This is a genomic window from Tenacibaculum litoreum, assembly GCF_964513915.1.
In the GTDB taxonomy this organism is placed as follows: Bacteria; Bacteroidota; Bacteroidia; order Flavobacteriales; family Flavobacteriaceae; genus Polaribacter; species Polaribacter litoreum.
Genome location: NZ_CAZEQS010000002.1, coordinates 499,369 through 514,166 on the forward strand (window position 1 = coordinate 499,369; position 14,798 = coordinate 514,166).

The following is a 14,798-nucleotide window of genomic DNA, read 5'->3' on the forward strand; positions in this document are numbered from 1 at the left end:
CAAACATTGTTTGTTTACATGTTTCGTCTGTATTGACCACCAACTTCAAACAATGAAGCAGTAATTTGACCCAACGAACAAACTTTGGTAGCGTCCATTAACTTTTCAAAAAGATTTTGATTGTTAATTGCAGCCGATTGCATTTCAGATAAAAGTTGCTCTATTTTATCTTCATGAGCTTTATTTAAGTTCTCTTTCGTTTTGATTTGGAATTGTTTTTCTTCCTCAGTAGCTCGAATCACTTCTTGCGGAGTAACTGTTGGAGAACCTTTAGAACTTAAGAAGGTGTTTACTCCAATAATTGGGAATTCACCTGTATGTTTTAGGGTTTCATAGTATAAACTCTCTTCTTGAATTTTAGAACGTTGGTACATCGTTTCCATCGCTCCTAAAACACCACCACGTTCTGTAATTCTATCGAACTCAGTTAATACTGCTTCCTCAACTAAATCAGTTAATTCTTCAATGATAAATGAGCCTTGGATTGGATTTTCGTTTTTAGCCAATCCTAATTCTTTATTAATAATTAATTGAATTGCCATCGCACGACGTACAGATTCTTCTGTAGGCGTTGTAATTGCTTCGTCATATGCATTCGTATGTAACGAGTTACAGTTGTCGTAAATAGCATACAGTGCCTGTAAAGTTGTACGAATATCATTAAAGTCAATTTCTTGAGCGTGTAATGAACGTCCAGAAGTTTGAATATGATATTTTAACATTTGAGCACGAGCGTTAGCTCCATATTTATATTTTAAAGCTTTTGCCCAAATTTTACGAGCTACACGACCAATCACGGCGTATTCAGGATCAATACCATTAGAGAAGAAGAACGATAAGTTTGGTCCAAACTTATTGATATCCATTCCTCTTGATAAGTAGTATTCTACGTAGGTGAATCCGTTTGCTAAGGTTAATGCTAACTGTGTAATAGGGTTTGCACCAGCTTCTGCAATATGATACCCTGAAATAGATACAGAATAGAAATTACGAACATTTTTCTCAATAAAATATTCTTGAACATCTCCCATTAAACGCAAAGCAAATTCCGTAGAGAAAATACACGTGTTCTGTGCTTGATCTTCTTTTAAAATATCAGCTTGAACCGTACCACGTACTTGTGCTAAAGTATTTGCTTTAATTTCAGCATAAACATCTGCAGGTAAAATTTGATCACCAGTAACACCTAGTAATAACAAACCTAATCCGTCATTACCTTCTGGTAAATCACCGTTGTATTTTGGTCTGTCAATTCCTTTGTCGTCGTATAATTCTTTAAGTTTCGCTTCAACCTTTTTTTCTAATTTGTGCTCTTTGATGTATTTCTCACAATTCTGATCAATCGCTGCATTCATAAAGAATCCTAATAACATCGGAGCAGGACCATTAATAGTCATAGAAACAGAAGTCATAGCATGACTTAAATCGAAACCAGAATATAATTTTTTAGCATCGTCTAAACAACAAATAGATACTCCTGCATTACCAATTTTACCATAAATATCAGGTCTGTGTCCTGGATCGTTACCGTATAAAGTAACCGAATCAAAAGCTGTAGAAAGACGTTTTGCTGGCATTCCTAAACTTACATAGTGGAAACGACGGTTAGTACGTTCAGGTCCACCTTCACCAGCAAACATACGCGTTGGATCTTCTCCAGTACGCTTAAACGGATATAATCCTGACGCATATGGAAATTCACCTGGAACATTTTCTTGTAAATTCCAACGTAATAAATCACCCCAAGCTTGGTATTTTGGTAAGGCTACTTTCGGAATTTGAGTGTGTGAAAGTGATTCTGTATGAGTTTCTATTTTAATTTCCTTATCACGTACTTTAAATGAGTAGATAGGATCTTTGTATTTTTTTACTTTCTCTTGCCAGTTTAAAATGATTTCCCAGTTATAAGGGTCTAAATCCATTTTAACACGATCAAATTCGGCAATTAAAAGCTTAAGAAAATCTTTGTTTTCTTCTGTTTTGTTAATAGAAGTTTCTTCAATTCCTGATTTATCTAGTACTATTTCAGATTCAGAAACACTTTCAATAGTTTTGAAAATTCCATATAATTTTTGAGCTACTTTTTCTTGCTCATTAACCGTTTTATCATAGGCGCGGTTGTTTTCTGAAATTTCAGATAAATAACGAGTTCTACTAGGTGGAATTACAAATATCTTTTCAGACATTTCTTTTGTAATTTCAAAAGTAGATTGTAAATCAGCTCCTGTTTTTTCAACTAACTTATCCATGATTGCTTTGTACAACGAATTCATTCCTGGATCGTTGAATTGTGATGCAATCGTTCCAAAAACAGGCATGTCATCCATGTGAACATCCCATAAATTGTTGTTACGCATGTATTGCTTTTTTACATCGCGTAAGGCATCTAAAGCACCTCTTTTATCAAATTTGTTGATGGCTACTAAATCAGCAAAATCAAGCATGTCGATTTTTTCTAACTGAGTAGCTGCACCAAATTCAGGAGTCATTACATACAAAGAAGTATCAGAATGTTCAATAATCTCGGTATCTGATTGCCCGATTCCTGAAGTTTCTAAAATAATTAGGTCAAACTCCGCTGCTTTTAAAACTTCTACAGCCTCATTCACATATTTTGATAATGCTAAGTTTGACTGACGTGTAGCTAATGAACGCATATATACACGTTCGTTATTAATCGCATTCATACGAATACGGTCACCTAATAAGGCACCACCTGTTTTTCTTTTCGATGGATCCACAGAAATTAATCCGATAGTTTTCTCTGGAAAATCAATTAAGAAACGACGAACTAATTCGTCAACTAAACTCGATTTACCAGCACCACCTGTACCAGTGATTCCTAAAACAGGGGTTTTAGAATTTTTATTTTTTTTATGAATGGTTTCTAAAGCTTCTTTAGCAACTTCTGGGAAGTTCTCAGCAGCAGAAATTACACGAGCAATACTACCAACTTCTTTATCGGCTAATTTATCTACTTCTCCATTTAATGTATCTCCAATGGCAAAATCTGATTGTTGAACTAAATCATTAATCATTCCTTGTAATCCCAATTCACGACCATCATCAGGAGAGTAAATACGAGTAATTCCGTAGTCCATCAATTCTTTGATTTCCTCAGGAAGAATTACTCCACCACCACCACCAAATATTTTAATATGTCCAGCTCCTTTTTCTTGCAATAAATCGTACATGTACTTAAAGTACTCGTTGTGTCCACCTTGGTACGAAGTCATAGCAATTGCATTTGCGTCTTCTTGAATAGCACAGTTTACTACTTCTTCAACGCTTCTATCATGTCCTAAGTGAATTACTTCAACCCCAGTAGATTGAATAATTCGGCGCATAATATTAATGGCAGCATCGTGTCCATCAAATAAAGAAGCCGCAGTTACAATTCGTACTTTGTGTTTAGGTTTATAGGGAGTTATTTGTTCCATTCGTAAATTGTCTTAATTTTCGGGTACGCAATTTACGGAAATCTTAAAAAATAGACGGATGTTTTAACAATTATAAATAAGAAAGGAAAGCCCATCTCTTCCGAGTAGAGATATATTCTAAATTATGCTCATTTTGATAAGCCTCTCGTTCAAAACTTAAATTGCTGTAAGCTTTTGAAGTATTACGATAAATTAGCAGTTTGATAAACCATTCTAGAAAATAAAATAGGTAGAAGAAAACAATTAATAATTCTAACTGTTGCTTTAAATGAATTTTTTCATGGTTTATTAAAACAGGATTTCCTTTTAAATCTTCTCTTTTTAAAAAGATAAAAGGGTATAATGTCATTCCAGCAAAACCTTTTGGAATTATATGTTTTGAAATAAATATCATAAACCTGTTTATGCAATAAACTTACCAAAGGTACAATTTATTGTTAGGAATGTAAGAAGAAATAAAATAAGGATAAAATTTATACTTTTTAAAAGTACGGTTTTTAACAGTATAGACTTATATTTGTGCAAACTTCAAAGAAGATGGATTTTTTAACTTTAAAATATAAAAAGAGGATTGAAGCTCAGTATCACCGAGCAGATATCCGTTATCCATAGTTTTTTTCATTTTTACGATTATCAACAGATTTAAACTTAACAAGTTTTCAACTTTTTATTGAAAACTAAAAAACCGTATAAAATGACTTTTAAAGAACAAATAAAACAAGGAATACCAACTGCATTACCTCCAAAAAAGGAGTATGATACTACAATAAATCACGCACCAAAGCGTAAGGAAATTTTAACTGATGAAGAAAAAAAATTGGCTTTACGTAATGCGTTGCGTTATTTTGATAAACAACATCACGAAGAGTTATTACCAGAGTTTGCTGAAGAGTTAGAAAAGTACGGACGAATTTATATGTACCGTTTCCGTCCTGACTATAAAATGTATGCGCGTCCTATCGAGGAGTACCCAGGGAAATCTGAACAAGCAAAGGCTATTATGGTGATGATTCAAAATAATTTGGATTACGCAGTAGCGCAACATCCTCACGAATTAATTACCTATGGGGGGAATGGAGCAGTATTTTCTAATTGGGCTCAGTACTTGTTGACCATGAAGTACTTGTCTGAAATGACAAATAAACAAACGTTAGTAATGTACTCAGGGCACCCAATGGGATTATTTCCATCACATAAAGATGCTCCAAGAGTGGTGGTGACTAATGGTATGATGATTCCTAATTATTCAAAGCCAGATGATTGGGAAAAGTTTAATGCTTTGGGTGTAACTCAATATGGGCAAATGACAGCAGGAAGTTACATGTATATAGGTCCACAAGGAATTGTACATGGAACAACAATTACTGTGTTAAATGGATTTAGAAAAATAGGAAAATCACCAGAAGGAAACTTATTTGTTACTGCTGGTTTAGGCGGAATGAGTGGAGCGCAACCAAAAGCAGGAAATATTGCTGGTTGTATTACAGTGTGTGCTGAGGTGAATCCAAAAATAACTCAGGTTCGATTAGATCAAGGTTGGATTGATGAAAAAATCACTGATTTAGATGAATTGGTAGCACGTGTTCGTAAAGCAAAAGAAAACAAAGAAGTAGTTTCTTTAGCATATCTAGGAAATGTAGTTGATGTATGGGAAAAATTTGCTGAAGAAGATGTGTATATCGATTTAGGTTCAGACCAAACTTCGCTGCACAATCCGTGGGCTGGAGGATATTATCCAGTTGATATATCGTTTGAAGAATCAAACGAAATGATGGCGAATAATCCTGAGTTATTCAAAGAAAAAGTACAGGAAACTTTACGTCGTCACGCTAAAGCAATCAATAAACATACTGAAAAAGGAACCTATTTCTTTGATTATGGTAATGCTTTTTTATTAGAAGCGAGTAGAGCAGGTGCTGATGTAATGAGTCCAAATCCGACTTTAGGAAGAGAGTTCAAGTACCCTAGTTATGTACAAGATATTATGGGACCTATGTGTTTCGATTATGGTTTTGGTCCTTTCCGTTGGGTATGTACATCAGGGAAACCAGAAGATTTAGCGAAAACAGATGCTATTGCTTGTAAGGTGTTGGAGAAAATCATGAAAAAATCTCCAGAAGAAATCCAACAGCAAATGGCGGATAACATTCAGTGGATTAAAGGAGCGCAAGAGAATAAGTTAGTAGTAGGTTCACAAGCGCGTATTTTATATGCAGATGCTGAAGGACGTATGAAAATAGCAGAAGCGTTTAATAAGGCTATTAAGAAAGGAAAAATAGGTCCAGTAGTGTTAGGTCGTGATCACCACGATGTTTCTGGAACAGATTCACCTTACCGTGAAACTTCTAATATTTATGATGGTTCTCGTTTTACAGCAGATATGGCAATTCATAATGTAATAGGAGATAGTTTTAGAGGAGCTACTTGGGTTTCTATCCACAATGGAGGTGGAGTAGGCTGGGGAGAAGTAATTAATGGTGGATTTGGCATGCTTCTTGATGGTTCTAAAGATGCATCAAGGCGCTTAAAATCAATGCTTTTCTGGGATGTGAATAACGGAATTGCAAGACGTAGTTGGGCACGAAATGACGAAGCTGTTTTTGCTATTAAACGTGCAATGGAGGTTGAAAAGAAACTAAAAGTTACACTTCCAAACTTAGTGGACGATGCGTTATTAGAAAACATGTAAACCCTAAGAAAATGAAAAATTTAAAATTACTTTTTTTGCCAATTGTAGCTTTACTAATTACTTCGTGTAGTTCGGTAAGGGTTGTAACGGATTATGATACACAAACTGATTTTAATCAGTATAAAACATTTGCGTTTTATAAAACAGGCATAGACAAAGCTCCAATCTCTGATTTGGATAAAAAACGTATTATGCGTGCTATTGAAGCAGAGTTGATGGCCAAAGGAATGACTAAATCAGCTTCGCCTGATGTATTGGTAAGTTTATTTACCAAATCACGAGAGCGTATAAATGTGAACGATAATTACTATGGAGGATTTTATTATCCATGGTATTATGGTCCAAGCCCTGTAACCGTTTCTCAATACACAGAAGGAACTTTGTTTATTGATTTGTTAGATGCTGATAAAAAAGAGTTAGTATGGCAAGGAATAGGAACAGGAGCTTTAAGTACAAGTAGTGTAGAAAGAAAAGAGGCACGTATTAAAGAATTTGTAGCTGAAATTATGGCGGAGTATCCACCTAATGCTAAAAAGTAAGATTTAAATTTTTTAAGATATACAAATACGTTAAGCAGAAACATAAAGTCTGTTTAACGTATTTTTTTATGATATTTGTAGCATGAGAAATAAGATATTAAAACCCACTCCTGAAGAATATTATACTAATGAACAAGGATATAGGGTTTTTAAAGAAGCGTACCATTTACGCCGCGGGTATTGTTGTAAAAACGGCTGTAAACATTGTCCGTATGGATATGATAAAAATACCGATAGTTTCAAATAAATGTGACAATAATTAGTTTATTGTTTCTAAAAAATATAAATAAAATCAAACAAGTAGACATGAAAAAAATTACAGTATTCTTTATTGCACTTACTTTTATGGGGTGTGCAGAATTACAAAAAGTAGTAAATCAATTACCACAAGGAGGAATATTAACACAAGAGCAAATTGGTAATGGTTTGCGCCAAGCGTTAGATAATGGTATTCAGCATCAAGTAACAAAATTAACTTCAAAAGATGGTTTTTATAAGAATGACTTGGTGAAAATTTTATTACCAGAAGAATTACAGGCTGTAGATAAAGGATTGCGTAAGATTGGCTTAGGTAATTTAGCAGATGAAGGTTTAAAAGCAATTAATAGAACTGCTGAAGATGCTGTAAAAACAGCGACTCCAATTTTTGTAAATGCTGTTAAAGAAATTACATTTAACGATGCAAAGAATATTTTATTAGGGGCTGATAATGCTGCAACTTCTTATTTAGAAGGAAAAACAACTTCTGCATTATATGCTGAGTTTAATCCAGTGATTAAAAACTCATTTTCGAAAGTAGGTGCTGATAAAATTTGGTCGAATTTAATTTCAAAGTACAATAGTATTCCATTTGTAAAAAAAGTGAATCCAGACTTAACAGACTACGTAACAACTGAAGCGTTGGATGGTGTATTTACTATGATTGCTGTTGAAGAAAAAGGAATACGTAATAAAGTAGGATTACGTAATACAGCATTATTGCGTCAGGTATTTGCGTTACAAGATAATAGGTAGTATAAATTATTGCTTATAATAAAAAAACTCTTGAAGTCAAGAGTTTTTTTTGTGTTTATACAAAAGGGTTAAGGGTATTTTCCCCATTTTATATTTAATTAATATTTTATATAGTTGTAAATCAAATAAATATGTATATTTATAATCCGTGTTAACCCAATTAGAAATGTCAAGAATTAATCAATTACGTAGATACAGAAAACATCTTGAAGAAAGATATCGTAGATTGGTTGAGACGGCTAATGATTATAAGTATGAAGATGAGTGTAAAAGTGACCGCTCAGCATTCAAAGCAATGAAGATATTAGAAAAGCTAAATAGAATAAAATATTTAGACGAAGATATGTCAAATCCTGTTGTGTAACTCCTTAAAGTAATCAAAAGCTTTTAACAGTCTACTACCGTACCAAGAAAAGTATTCACCATCAACTAAGATAGGAGTGCTATTGTTTGTGTACTGTTTTATTTCAATAATATGTTTTTCTTTAAAAGGAAAAGGTTCGGAAGATAGTAAAATCAGTTCTGGGTTTTTCTTATGGATATCTTTTAAGTTAACTTCAGGATACCTTACTTCATTGGTATAAATATTTTCAAACTTATTTAATTCTAGCAAATGATTTATAAAAGTATTATTTGCAGCAATCATCCAAGGATTTCTCCAAATAAAATAAGCAACTTTTCTATTTTTTTGATTTACAATAAACTTTTTAAAATCAAATATTTTTGATTCTAATTCACCAATCATTTTTTTTGCTTCAACTTGCTTTTCAAAAAAACTCCCGTAAAGAGAAATTAATTCTAAGGAATCGGTAAGTGTAAAAATATCAGAAACATGAGTAAATGCTATTTGTTGGCAGGCTTCAACTATTTCTTTAGTATTTTCTTCTTTATTACATAAAATAATATCAGGTTGAAGTTCCTTGATTTTATTTATTTTTATGTTTTTTGTACCACCAACAACTGTTTTTGTTTTTAAAAGATGTTTTGGGTGAATGCAGAATTTAGTTACTCCCACAATACTATCTTCAAGTCCCAAGTCAACTAAAAGTTCTGTTTGACTTGGAACTAAAGAAATTATCCTTTTGTACTTTTTATCAATATTCATTAAGCAAAAGTAAGGATTCAAAAATAAAGAGTTATTATTTAACTCCCATTAGCTCTTGAAAATCTTTTTTATAACTTTTACTTACTCTGAAAGTTTTATTATCATTAATTTTTACATCTGTTTCACCATAATTTGAAGTGATAATCTCATCAATAAAGTTAGAGTTGATAATAGTAGACCTATGAATCCTGACAAAAAGGTTAGAGTTTAATCTTTTAATTATACTAGATAGAGATTCTCTTAGTAAGTACTTTTTATTATCCGTAGTAAAAATTTCTACATAATATCCAGACGCTGAAATATACTTAATAGTGTTTCGCTCTAAGAAGATTATTTTGTTCCCTGATTTAATATTGATCTTGGTCCCTTTTACGGGCATTTCTATAGGGGTTCTGTCTTTTACAAAATCTAAGATGTTGTCTAAGCTAGAAAGCTTTTCTATTTTTTTGTAGTCAATAACCTTTTTAATTGAAGCGTAAAATCTGTCTTCTTCTAGGGGTTTTAAAAGGTAATCAAAGGCAAAATAATCAAAAGCTTTTACAGCATGTTCATTAGAAGAAGCTGTAAAAATAAAAATAGGTTTTTTGGGTAAAGTTATTTTTTCTATAATATCAAACCCAGTCATATTGTTTATCTTAGTGTCAAGGTAAACAACATCAGGAGATAGGTTGTTGATTTTTTTTATAGCGTCTAAACCATCTGAACATTCACCAACAATTTCTATAAAATTATAATCGCTTACTAGTTTTTTAAATCTAGATCGAGCAGTTTTTTCATTGTCAACAATTAAAATTGATACTTTCATTTGCATTTTGTTTTCCAACAGCTATAACAGTTAAAACTAGGAGATACCCTAACTTATGATTTATTAAAGTTTAGTTAAATAAATATTAAAAATTAAGTTGTTTGTTGAAACTTATAATACTGACTATAATTAGTAAATAGAAGGGATTTGTTTATTTGTTGTTTAAATAAAAACGAGTGGCAAAAATAATGAAGAACAGCTCATGAAACCAATAAAAATAAAGGTTTTTTAAAAAGTTAACATTAATTAATATTTGACTGTTTTTAATGAGAGTGTTGTTGACTTCTTAAAATTGTTTTTTCACATCAAATTAAAGGTTGTTAACTTCAAATAAGTGTTAGCAAAAACTTATAGCCTTTAGATTTACAACTGTTAATTAATAAAAATTTAATAATTTATGAATCTACATTGGAAAAATGTAATCTGTGTATTCTTCTTTTTTGGTTTTTTACTGAATATGAGTGCGCAGGAGAAAAAAATCACTGGAGTGGTGTCTGATAGTGCAGGACCTTTACCTGGTGTAAATGTAATCTTAAAGGGTACAACTATAGGTACTGAAACAGACTTTGATGGTAAGTATTCATTAAAAGCAAAAACAGGAGATGTTTTAGTTTTTAGTTTCGTTGGAATGCAAGTAACTGAAAGAACTGTGGGAGCAGCTTCAGAACTAAATGTTTTAATGAAAGAAGATACTAATATATTAGATGAGATTGTAGTTGTTGGTTATGGTACAACGACAAAACAATCTTTTACAGGTACAGCAAAAGTTGTAAAGACCGAAGATTTAGAAGCAAAAAGTGTATCTAACGTTTCTCAAGCATTAGCAGGAGAGGTAGCTGGTGTTAATGTTATTAATACATCAGGTCAACCAGGAACAGTAGCTACTATTCGTATTCGTGGATTTGGTTCGGTTAATGGAAATAGAGATCCTTTATATGTGGTAGATGGAGTACCTTTTTCAGGTTCAATAAACTCAATTAATCCATCAGATATTGCATCTACTACTGTATTGAAAGATGCTTCTGCAACTGCTATTTATGGTTCTAGAGGTGCAAATGGTGTAATTATGATTACAACTAAATCAGGTAAATCAGGAGCTACATCTGTAGAAATTGATTTAAAAACAGGTGTTAACTTTCAGTTTTTACCAAGGTATGATGTAATTAAATCGCCAGATGAGTATTTAGAATTATCATGGCACGCTATGGCTAATAGAGGTTTAGATATAGATCCTACTACAGACGCAGCAGCTTATGCAAATGCAAATTTATTTTCAGATAGAATAGGGATACCTGCTGATTTTAACTATTTTAATACAACAGATGTATCTCAAATTATAGATCCAGTTACAGGTAAGGTTAGACCGGGTTTAACAAGAAAGTATACTCCTGAAGATTGGAATGATTATGCTTTTCAACCTTCTATAAGAACAGAAGCTAACATTAAAATGAGTGGAGGAGATGATAAAACTAAATACTTTAGTTCTTTCGGATATTTGGATGATAAAGGTTATTCTGTAAACTCTGGTTATAAGAGATATGCTGCAAGGTTAAATTTAACACATAAGCCTGCAGAGTGGTTAACAGCCAAGGCTAATGTAGGTTATACTTTAAGTAAAAGTATTCAGAATGGACAATCAGAAGATTCTGGAAGTATTTTCTGGTATGCAGATAACATTCCTTCTATTTATCCTTTGTTTAAACGTGATGCTAATGGAGATTTTATTGAGGATTCTAAATATGGAGGTAATCAATATGACTACAGAGATAGAGGTTTTGGTGGAGGTACCAATGCTATTGGTGATGCCATGTACAACTATGTTGGAGCTGAACGTCACTCTTTAAACGGAAATTTCTCTTTTAAAGTAGATTTAGCTGAAGGTTTGGAGTTTGAAACTCAGTATGGAGCTCAACATTATAGTAGAATTTATAATAATGTTCAAAATCCTTTTTATGGTTTTGCAGTTAAACAAAATGGTACTCTTTATCAAACGAAGTCAAGTGCTTTGACACAGAACTTTTTAAATATTTTTAGATATAATAAATCATTTGGAGATCATAACATTTCAGCATTAGCAGCTCATGAAACTAATCAAAGAGAATATGAGATAAGTACATTAAGTAAAAATACTATAGTTAATTTACAAAATGGGATAACAGATGCGAATAATTATATTAATGTATCTTCTCCGCCAACAGGGTATAAAACAAAAACAGCTTTAGAAAGTTATTTTGGTCAAGTTTCTTATAATTATTTAAGAAAATACTATTTATCTGGAGCTATTCGTAGAGATGGTTCATCTAGATTCTTCCAGAAAAAATGGGGTACATTTGGTTCTGTAGGAGCTTCATGGGTAGTGTCTGAGGAAAATTTCATGAATAATGTTGAGTTCGTTAATTTCTTAAAGTTAAAAGCGAGTTATGGTATTTTAGGAGATCAAGCAGGTGTTGATATTTATTCAGGTCAAGATACTTATACAATTGGTAACTTAGGAGGAGAAATCTCTTTACGTCCGAACGCAATTCAAAACCCTAGCTTAACTTGGGAAACATCAAAAATGTTTCAAACAGGTTTAGAGTTTACATTATTTAACGATATTATTGATGGTTCTGTAGATTATTATATTAAAAATACTGAAGACTTAATTTTTGAAACTAGGTTAGCTCCATCTACAGGTAATGCTATTTTAGATGTAAATGATGGTAAATTAAGAAACTCAGGTTTAGAATTTGATATCACTGCTCATTTAGTAGAAAAAGAAAACTTTAAATTAGATTTTGGGGTTAACGGCGAAATGTATGACAACGAGTTAACACAAATGCCAATTGATCCAGCTAATAATGAAAGAAAATTATTAGATATCTCTGGAGCTTACGGTAGAGCTAAAGGTAGAGGGATTTACGATTTCTACATGAGAGAATGGGCTGGAGTTGATTCTCAAACGGGTAATCCTTTATGGACACAGTATTATCATGATGCTAACAATAATGGAACTGTAGATGATGGAGAAGGTATTGGAAGTTTATATGAATATAAAACATTAAACCCAGATAAGTCTATAAGTAAAACAACAACTAGTAAATATAGTGATGCTACTCAAAAGTATCTAGATAAATCTATTATTCCAACAATAAGAGGTGCGTTTAGATTCAATGCTAAATATCACAATTTTACACTTAGTACATTATTTGGTTATAGTTTAGGAGGATATTCTTATGATAATGTATATGCTGGTTTAATGGATAACGATCAAATAGGAGCAAACAACTGGCACACAGATATTAGAAATAGTTGGAAGAACCCAGGGGATGTTACTGATGTTCCAAGATTAATTAGTGATAGAAATGTACAAGTAAATTCTCGTTCTTCAAGATTTATTACATCTACAGACTATTTGTCTTTAAGTAATGTTAGGTTAGGATATACAATTCCTTCTAACTTAATAGAAAAATCTGGAGTTAAGTCATTAAACTTTTGGGTATCTGGAGATAATTTATTCTTATTAAGCGAAAGAGATGGTTTCAATCCAACTACATCAGAAACTGGTTCTTCAGATGTTTACCGTTATCAACCATTAACGACAATAACTTTTGGAGTAAGAGCTAAATTTTAAAAAAATAGAAATATGATACTAAAAAAATATATAAAATCAGTTGCTATAACAGCTTTAGCCTTTACAATATCTAGCTGTGGCGACGAACTTTTAATAGAAACACCATCAGAAGATATTTCTGTTGAAGATGTTGCAGAAACAGGTGAAATCTATCCTAATGTTCTTGAAGGAGCGCTTAGAGGTGTATACGAAACAATGTTTCAAACTGAGACTGGTGGGACTGAAGCTCATGAAGATTATGGACAAAAAGGATATGATGTGGTGTCTGATATGTTATCAGGTGACCTTGCTTTAGCAGCTAATGTATATAACAGGTATAGTGGTGTTGCTCAGTTATTAGCTACAGAAGACTTCACTTTTAATACTCCAAATTACATAGCATGGAGATATTATTACAGAATAATCAATAGTAGTAATCTTGTTATAAGGTCTTTAGGAGGAAATGATGCTACTATCACCGATGCAAATAGAGATGCTATGGGGCAAGCTAAAGCATTGAGAGCTTATGCTTATTTTTATTTAAGCCAATTGTATATTAAAGAGTATGAACCAAACTCTAAGGTTTTACCTATATACACAGTAGCAAATTCAAGTGCAAAAGAGCAAAGTACTACAGCTGAGGTTTATGAACTAATGATTAAAGATTTAGAAGAAGCAGTAGTTTTACTAGATTCTTTTACCCCAAGTGGAAAATATCAAATTAATAAAGAAGTAGCAGAAGGTTTATTAGCTTATGTATATGCAGCAAGAGGTGAGGCTGCAGATATCACAAGAGCAAGAGAATTAGCAGAAAATGTTATTAACTCTGGTAAATACCCTATTACCTCAAAAACTCAAGTAGTTGGAGGTTTTAATGATGTTTATACTAATCCAAGTTGGATGTGGGGAGTAGATATTACTTTAGATAACGGATTAGACTTAGTATCATGGTGGGGACAAATGGATTATTATACATTCAGTTATCAGTCTTTTGGAGATAAAAAACAAATAGATAAAGGTTTATATGATGCAATTAAACCAACTGATGTAAGAAAATCTCAATTTGACAATGACCCAGTATCTGGTAGCTATTTAATGCCAATAAATAAGTTTTATGATGTAAACAAGCAATTTAGAGGTCAAAGAAATATCGAGGCAGATTATATTTACATGAGAGTTGACGAAATGTATCTTTTATCAGCTGAAATGGCTGCAAAAGAAGGTTTAGAAGCTGATGCTAAAAACCGTTTAAAAGATATACTAGGTCAAAGATTTGATGATGCAGCTGATTATGCATACGTAGATGCTTTATCTGGTCAAGACCTTTTAGATGAAATTTATTTACAAACTCGTATAGAATTATGGGGAGAAGGTAAAAGCTATTTAGCCTTAAAGCGTAATAAAGAAACATTAACAAGAGGAGAAAACCATGTGTATTTAGCAGGTGAATCTATTAAGTATAATGATAATAGAATTACCCTAGAAATTCCACAATCTGAAGTTCAGAACAATCCATTTATAAATTAATTCTTTTAGGAAAACAATTTTCTTATAGGAATAGACATTCCCCTAAAAGAAAGGGCTGAGTTTACAAAACTCAGCCCTTTTCATCTT

General features: G+C 32.3%; 11 protein-coding genes. 7 read left to right on the forward strand and 4 right to left on the reverse strand.

Annotated features, from left to right (window positions below; translation table 11 throughout):
• Nucleotides 1–14: 14 nt before the first annotated feature.
• Nucleotides 15–3,440, reverse strand: coding sequence for a methylmalonyl-CoA mutase family protein (locus ACKTTR_RS03635; RefSeq protein WP_408026570.1), 3,426 nt, complete (start codon nt 3,438–3,440; stop codon nt 15–17).
• Nucleotides 3,441–3,510: 70 nt separating this feature from the next.
• On the reverse strand, nt 3,511–3,834 hold the full coding sequence (locus tag ACKTTR_RS03640; protein ID WP_408026571.1) for a hypothetical protein: 324 nt from the start codon (nt 3,832–3,834) through the stop codon (nt 3,511–3,513).
• A 300-nt stretch (nt 3,835–4,134) separates the two neighbouring features.
• Here ACKTTR_RS03640 and ACKTTR_RS03645 point away from each other — a divergent pair, with 300 nt between their 5' ends.
• From ACKTTR_RS03645 to ACKTTR_RS03665, 5 genes are all read left to right on the forward strand, one after another.
• Nucleotides 4,135–6,129, forward strand: a complete 1,995-nt coding sequence (locus ACKTTR_RS03645; protein ID WP_408026572.1) for a urocanate hydratase — start codon at nt 4,135–4,137, stop codon at nt 6,127–6,129.
• An 11-nt stretch (nt 6,130–6,140) separates the two neighbouring features.
• A complete protein-coding gene (locus ACKTTR_RS03650; protein WP_408026573.1) occupies nt 6,141–6,668 on the forward strand; it encodes a DUF4136 domain-containing protein in 528 nt (175 codons plus the stop codon).
• 82 nt (nt 6,669–6,750) lie between these two features.
• Nucleotides 6,751–6,915 carry a DUF5522 domain-containing protein gene (locus ACKTTR_RS03655; protein WP_408026574.1) on the forward strand — a complete coding sequence of 55 codons (165 nt, stop codon included), beginning with the start codon at nt 6,751–6,753 and terminating at the stop codon, nt 6,913–6,915.
• A gap of 59 nt (nt 6,916–6,974) precedes the next feature.
• On the forward strand, nt 6,975–7,682 hold the full coding sequence (locus ACKTTR_RS03660; RefSeq protein WP_408026575.1) for a DUF4197 domain-containing protein: 708 nt from the start codon (nt 6,975–6,977) through the stop codon (nt 7,680–7,682).
• Between the two features lie 148 nt (nt 7,683–7,830).
• Nucleotides 7,831–8,046: a hypothetical protein gene (locus tag ACKTTR_RS03665; RefSeq protein WP_240628324.1), complete on the forward strand. Its 216-nt coding sequence runs from the start codon at nt 7,831–7,833 to the stop codon at nt 8,044–8,046.
• On the opposite strand, the gene ACKTTR_RS03670 is transcribed toward ACKTTR_RS03665, so the two are convergent.
• The gene (locus tag ACKTTR_RS03670) at nt 8,029–8,787 is read right to left on the reverse strand and encodes an ABC transporter substrate-binding protein (RefSeq protein ID WP_408026576.1); all 759 of its coding nucleotides are present in this window, start codon (nt 8,785–8,787) and stop codon (nt 8,029–8,031) included. The genes ACKTTR_RS03665 and ACKTTR_RS03670 overlap by 18 nt on opposite strands.
• A gap of 34 nt (nt 8,788–8,821) precedes the next feature.
• Nucleotides 8,822–9,592, reverse strand: a complete 771-nt coding sequence (locus ACKTTR_RS03675) for a LytR/AlgR family response regulator transcription factor (RefSeq protein ID WP_408026577.1) — start codon at nt 9,590–9,592, stop codon at nt 8,822–8,824.
• A gap of 397 nt (nt 9,593–9,989) precedes the next feature.
• Between ACKTTR_RS03675 and ACKTTR_RS03680 the strand changes: the two genes are divergently transcribed.
• Nucleotides 9,990–13,205 (forward strand): SusC/RagA family TonB-linked outer membrane protein, encoded by a 3,216-nt coding sequence (locus tag ACKTTR_RS03680; protein ID WP_408026578.1) that lies wholly within the window; start codon nt 9,990–9,992, stop codon nt 13,203–13,205.
• A 12-nt stretch (nt 13,206–13,217) separates the two neighbouring features.
• Nucleotides 13,218–14,711, forward strand: a complete 1,494-nt coding sequence (locus tag ACKTTR_RS03685) for a RagB/SusD family nutrient uptake outer membrane protein (protein WP_408026579.1) — start codon at nt 13,218–13,220, stop codon at nt 14,709–14,711.
• Nucleotides 14,712–14,798: the final 87 nt, after the last annotated feature.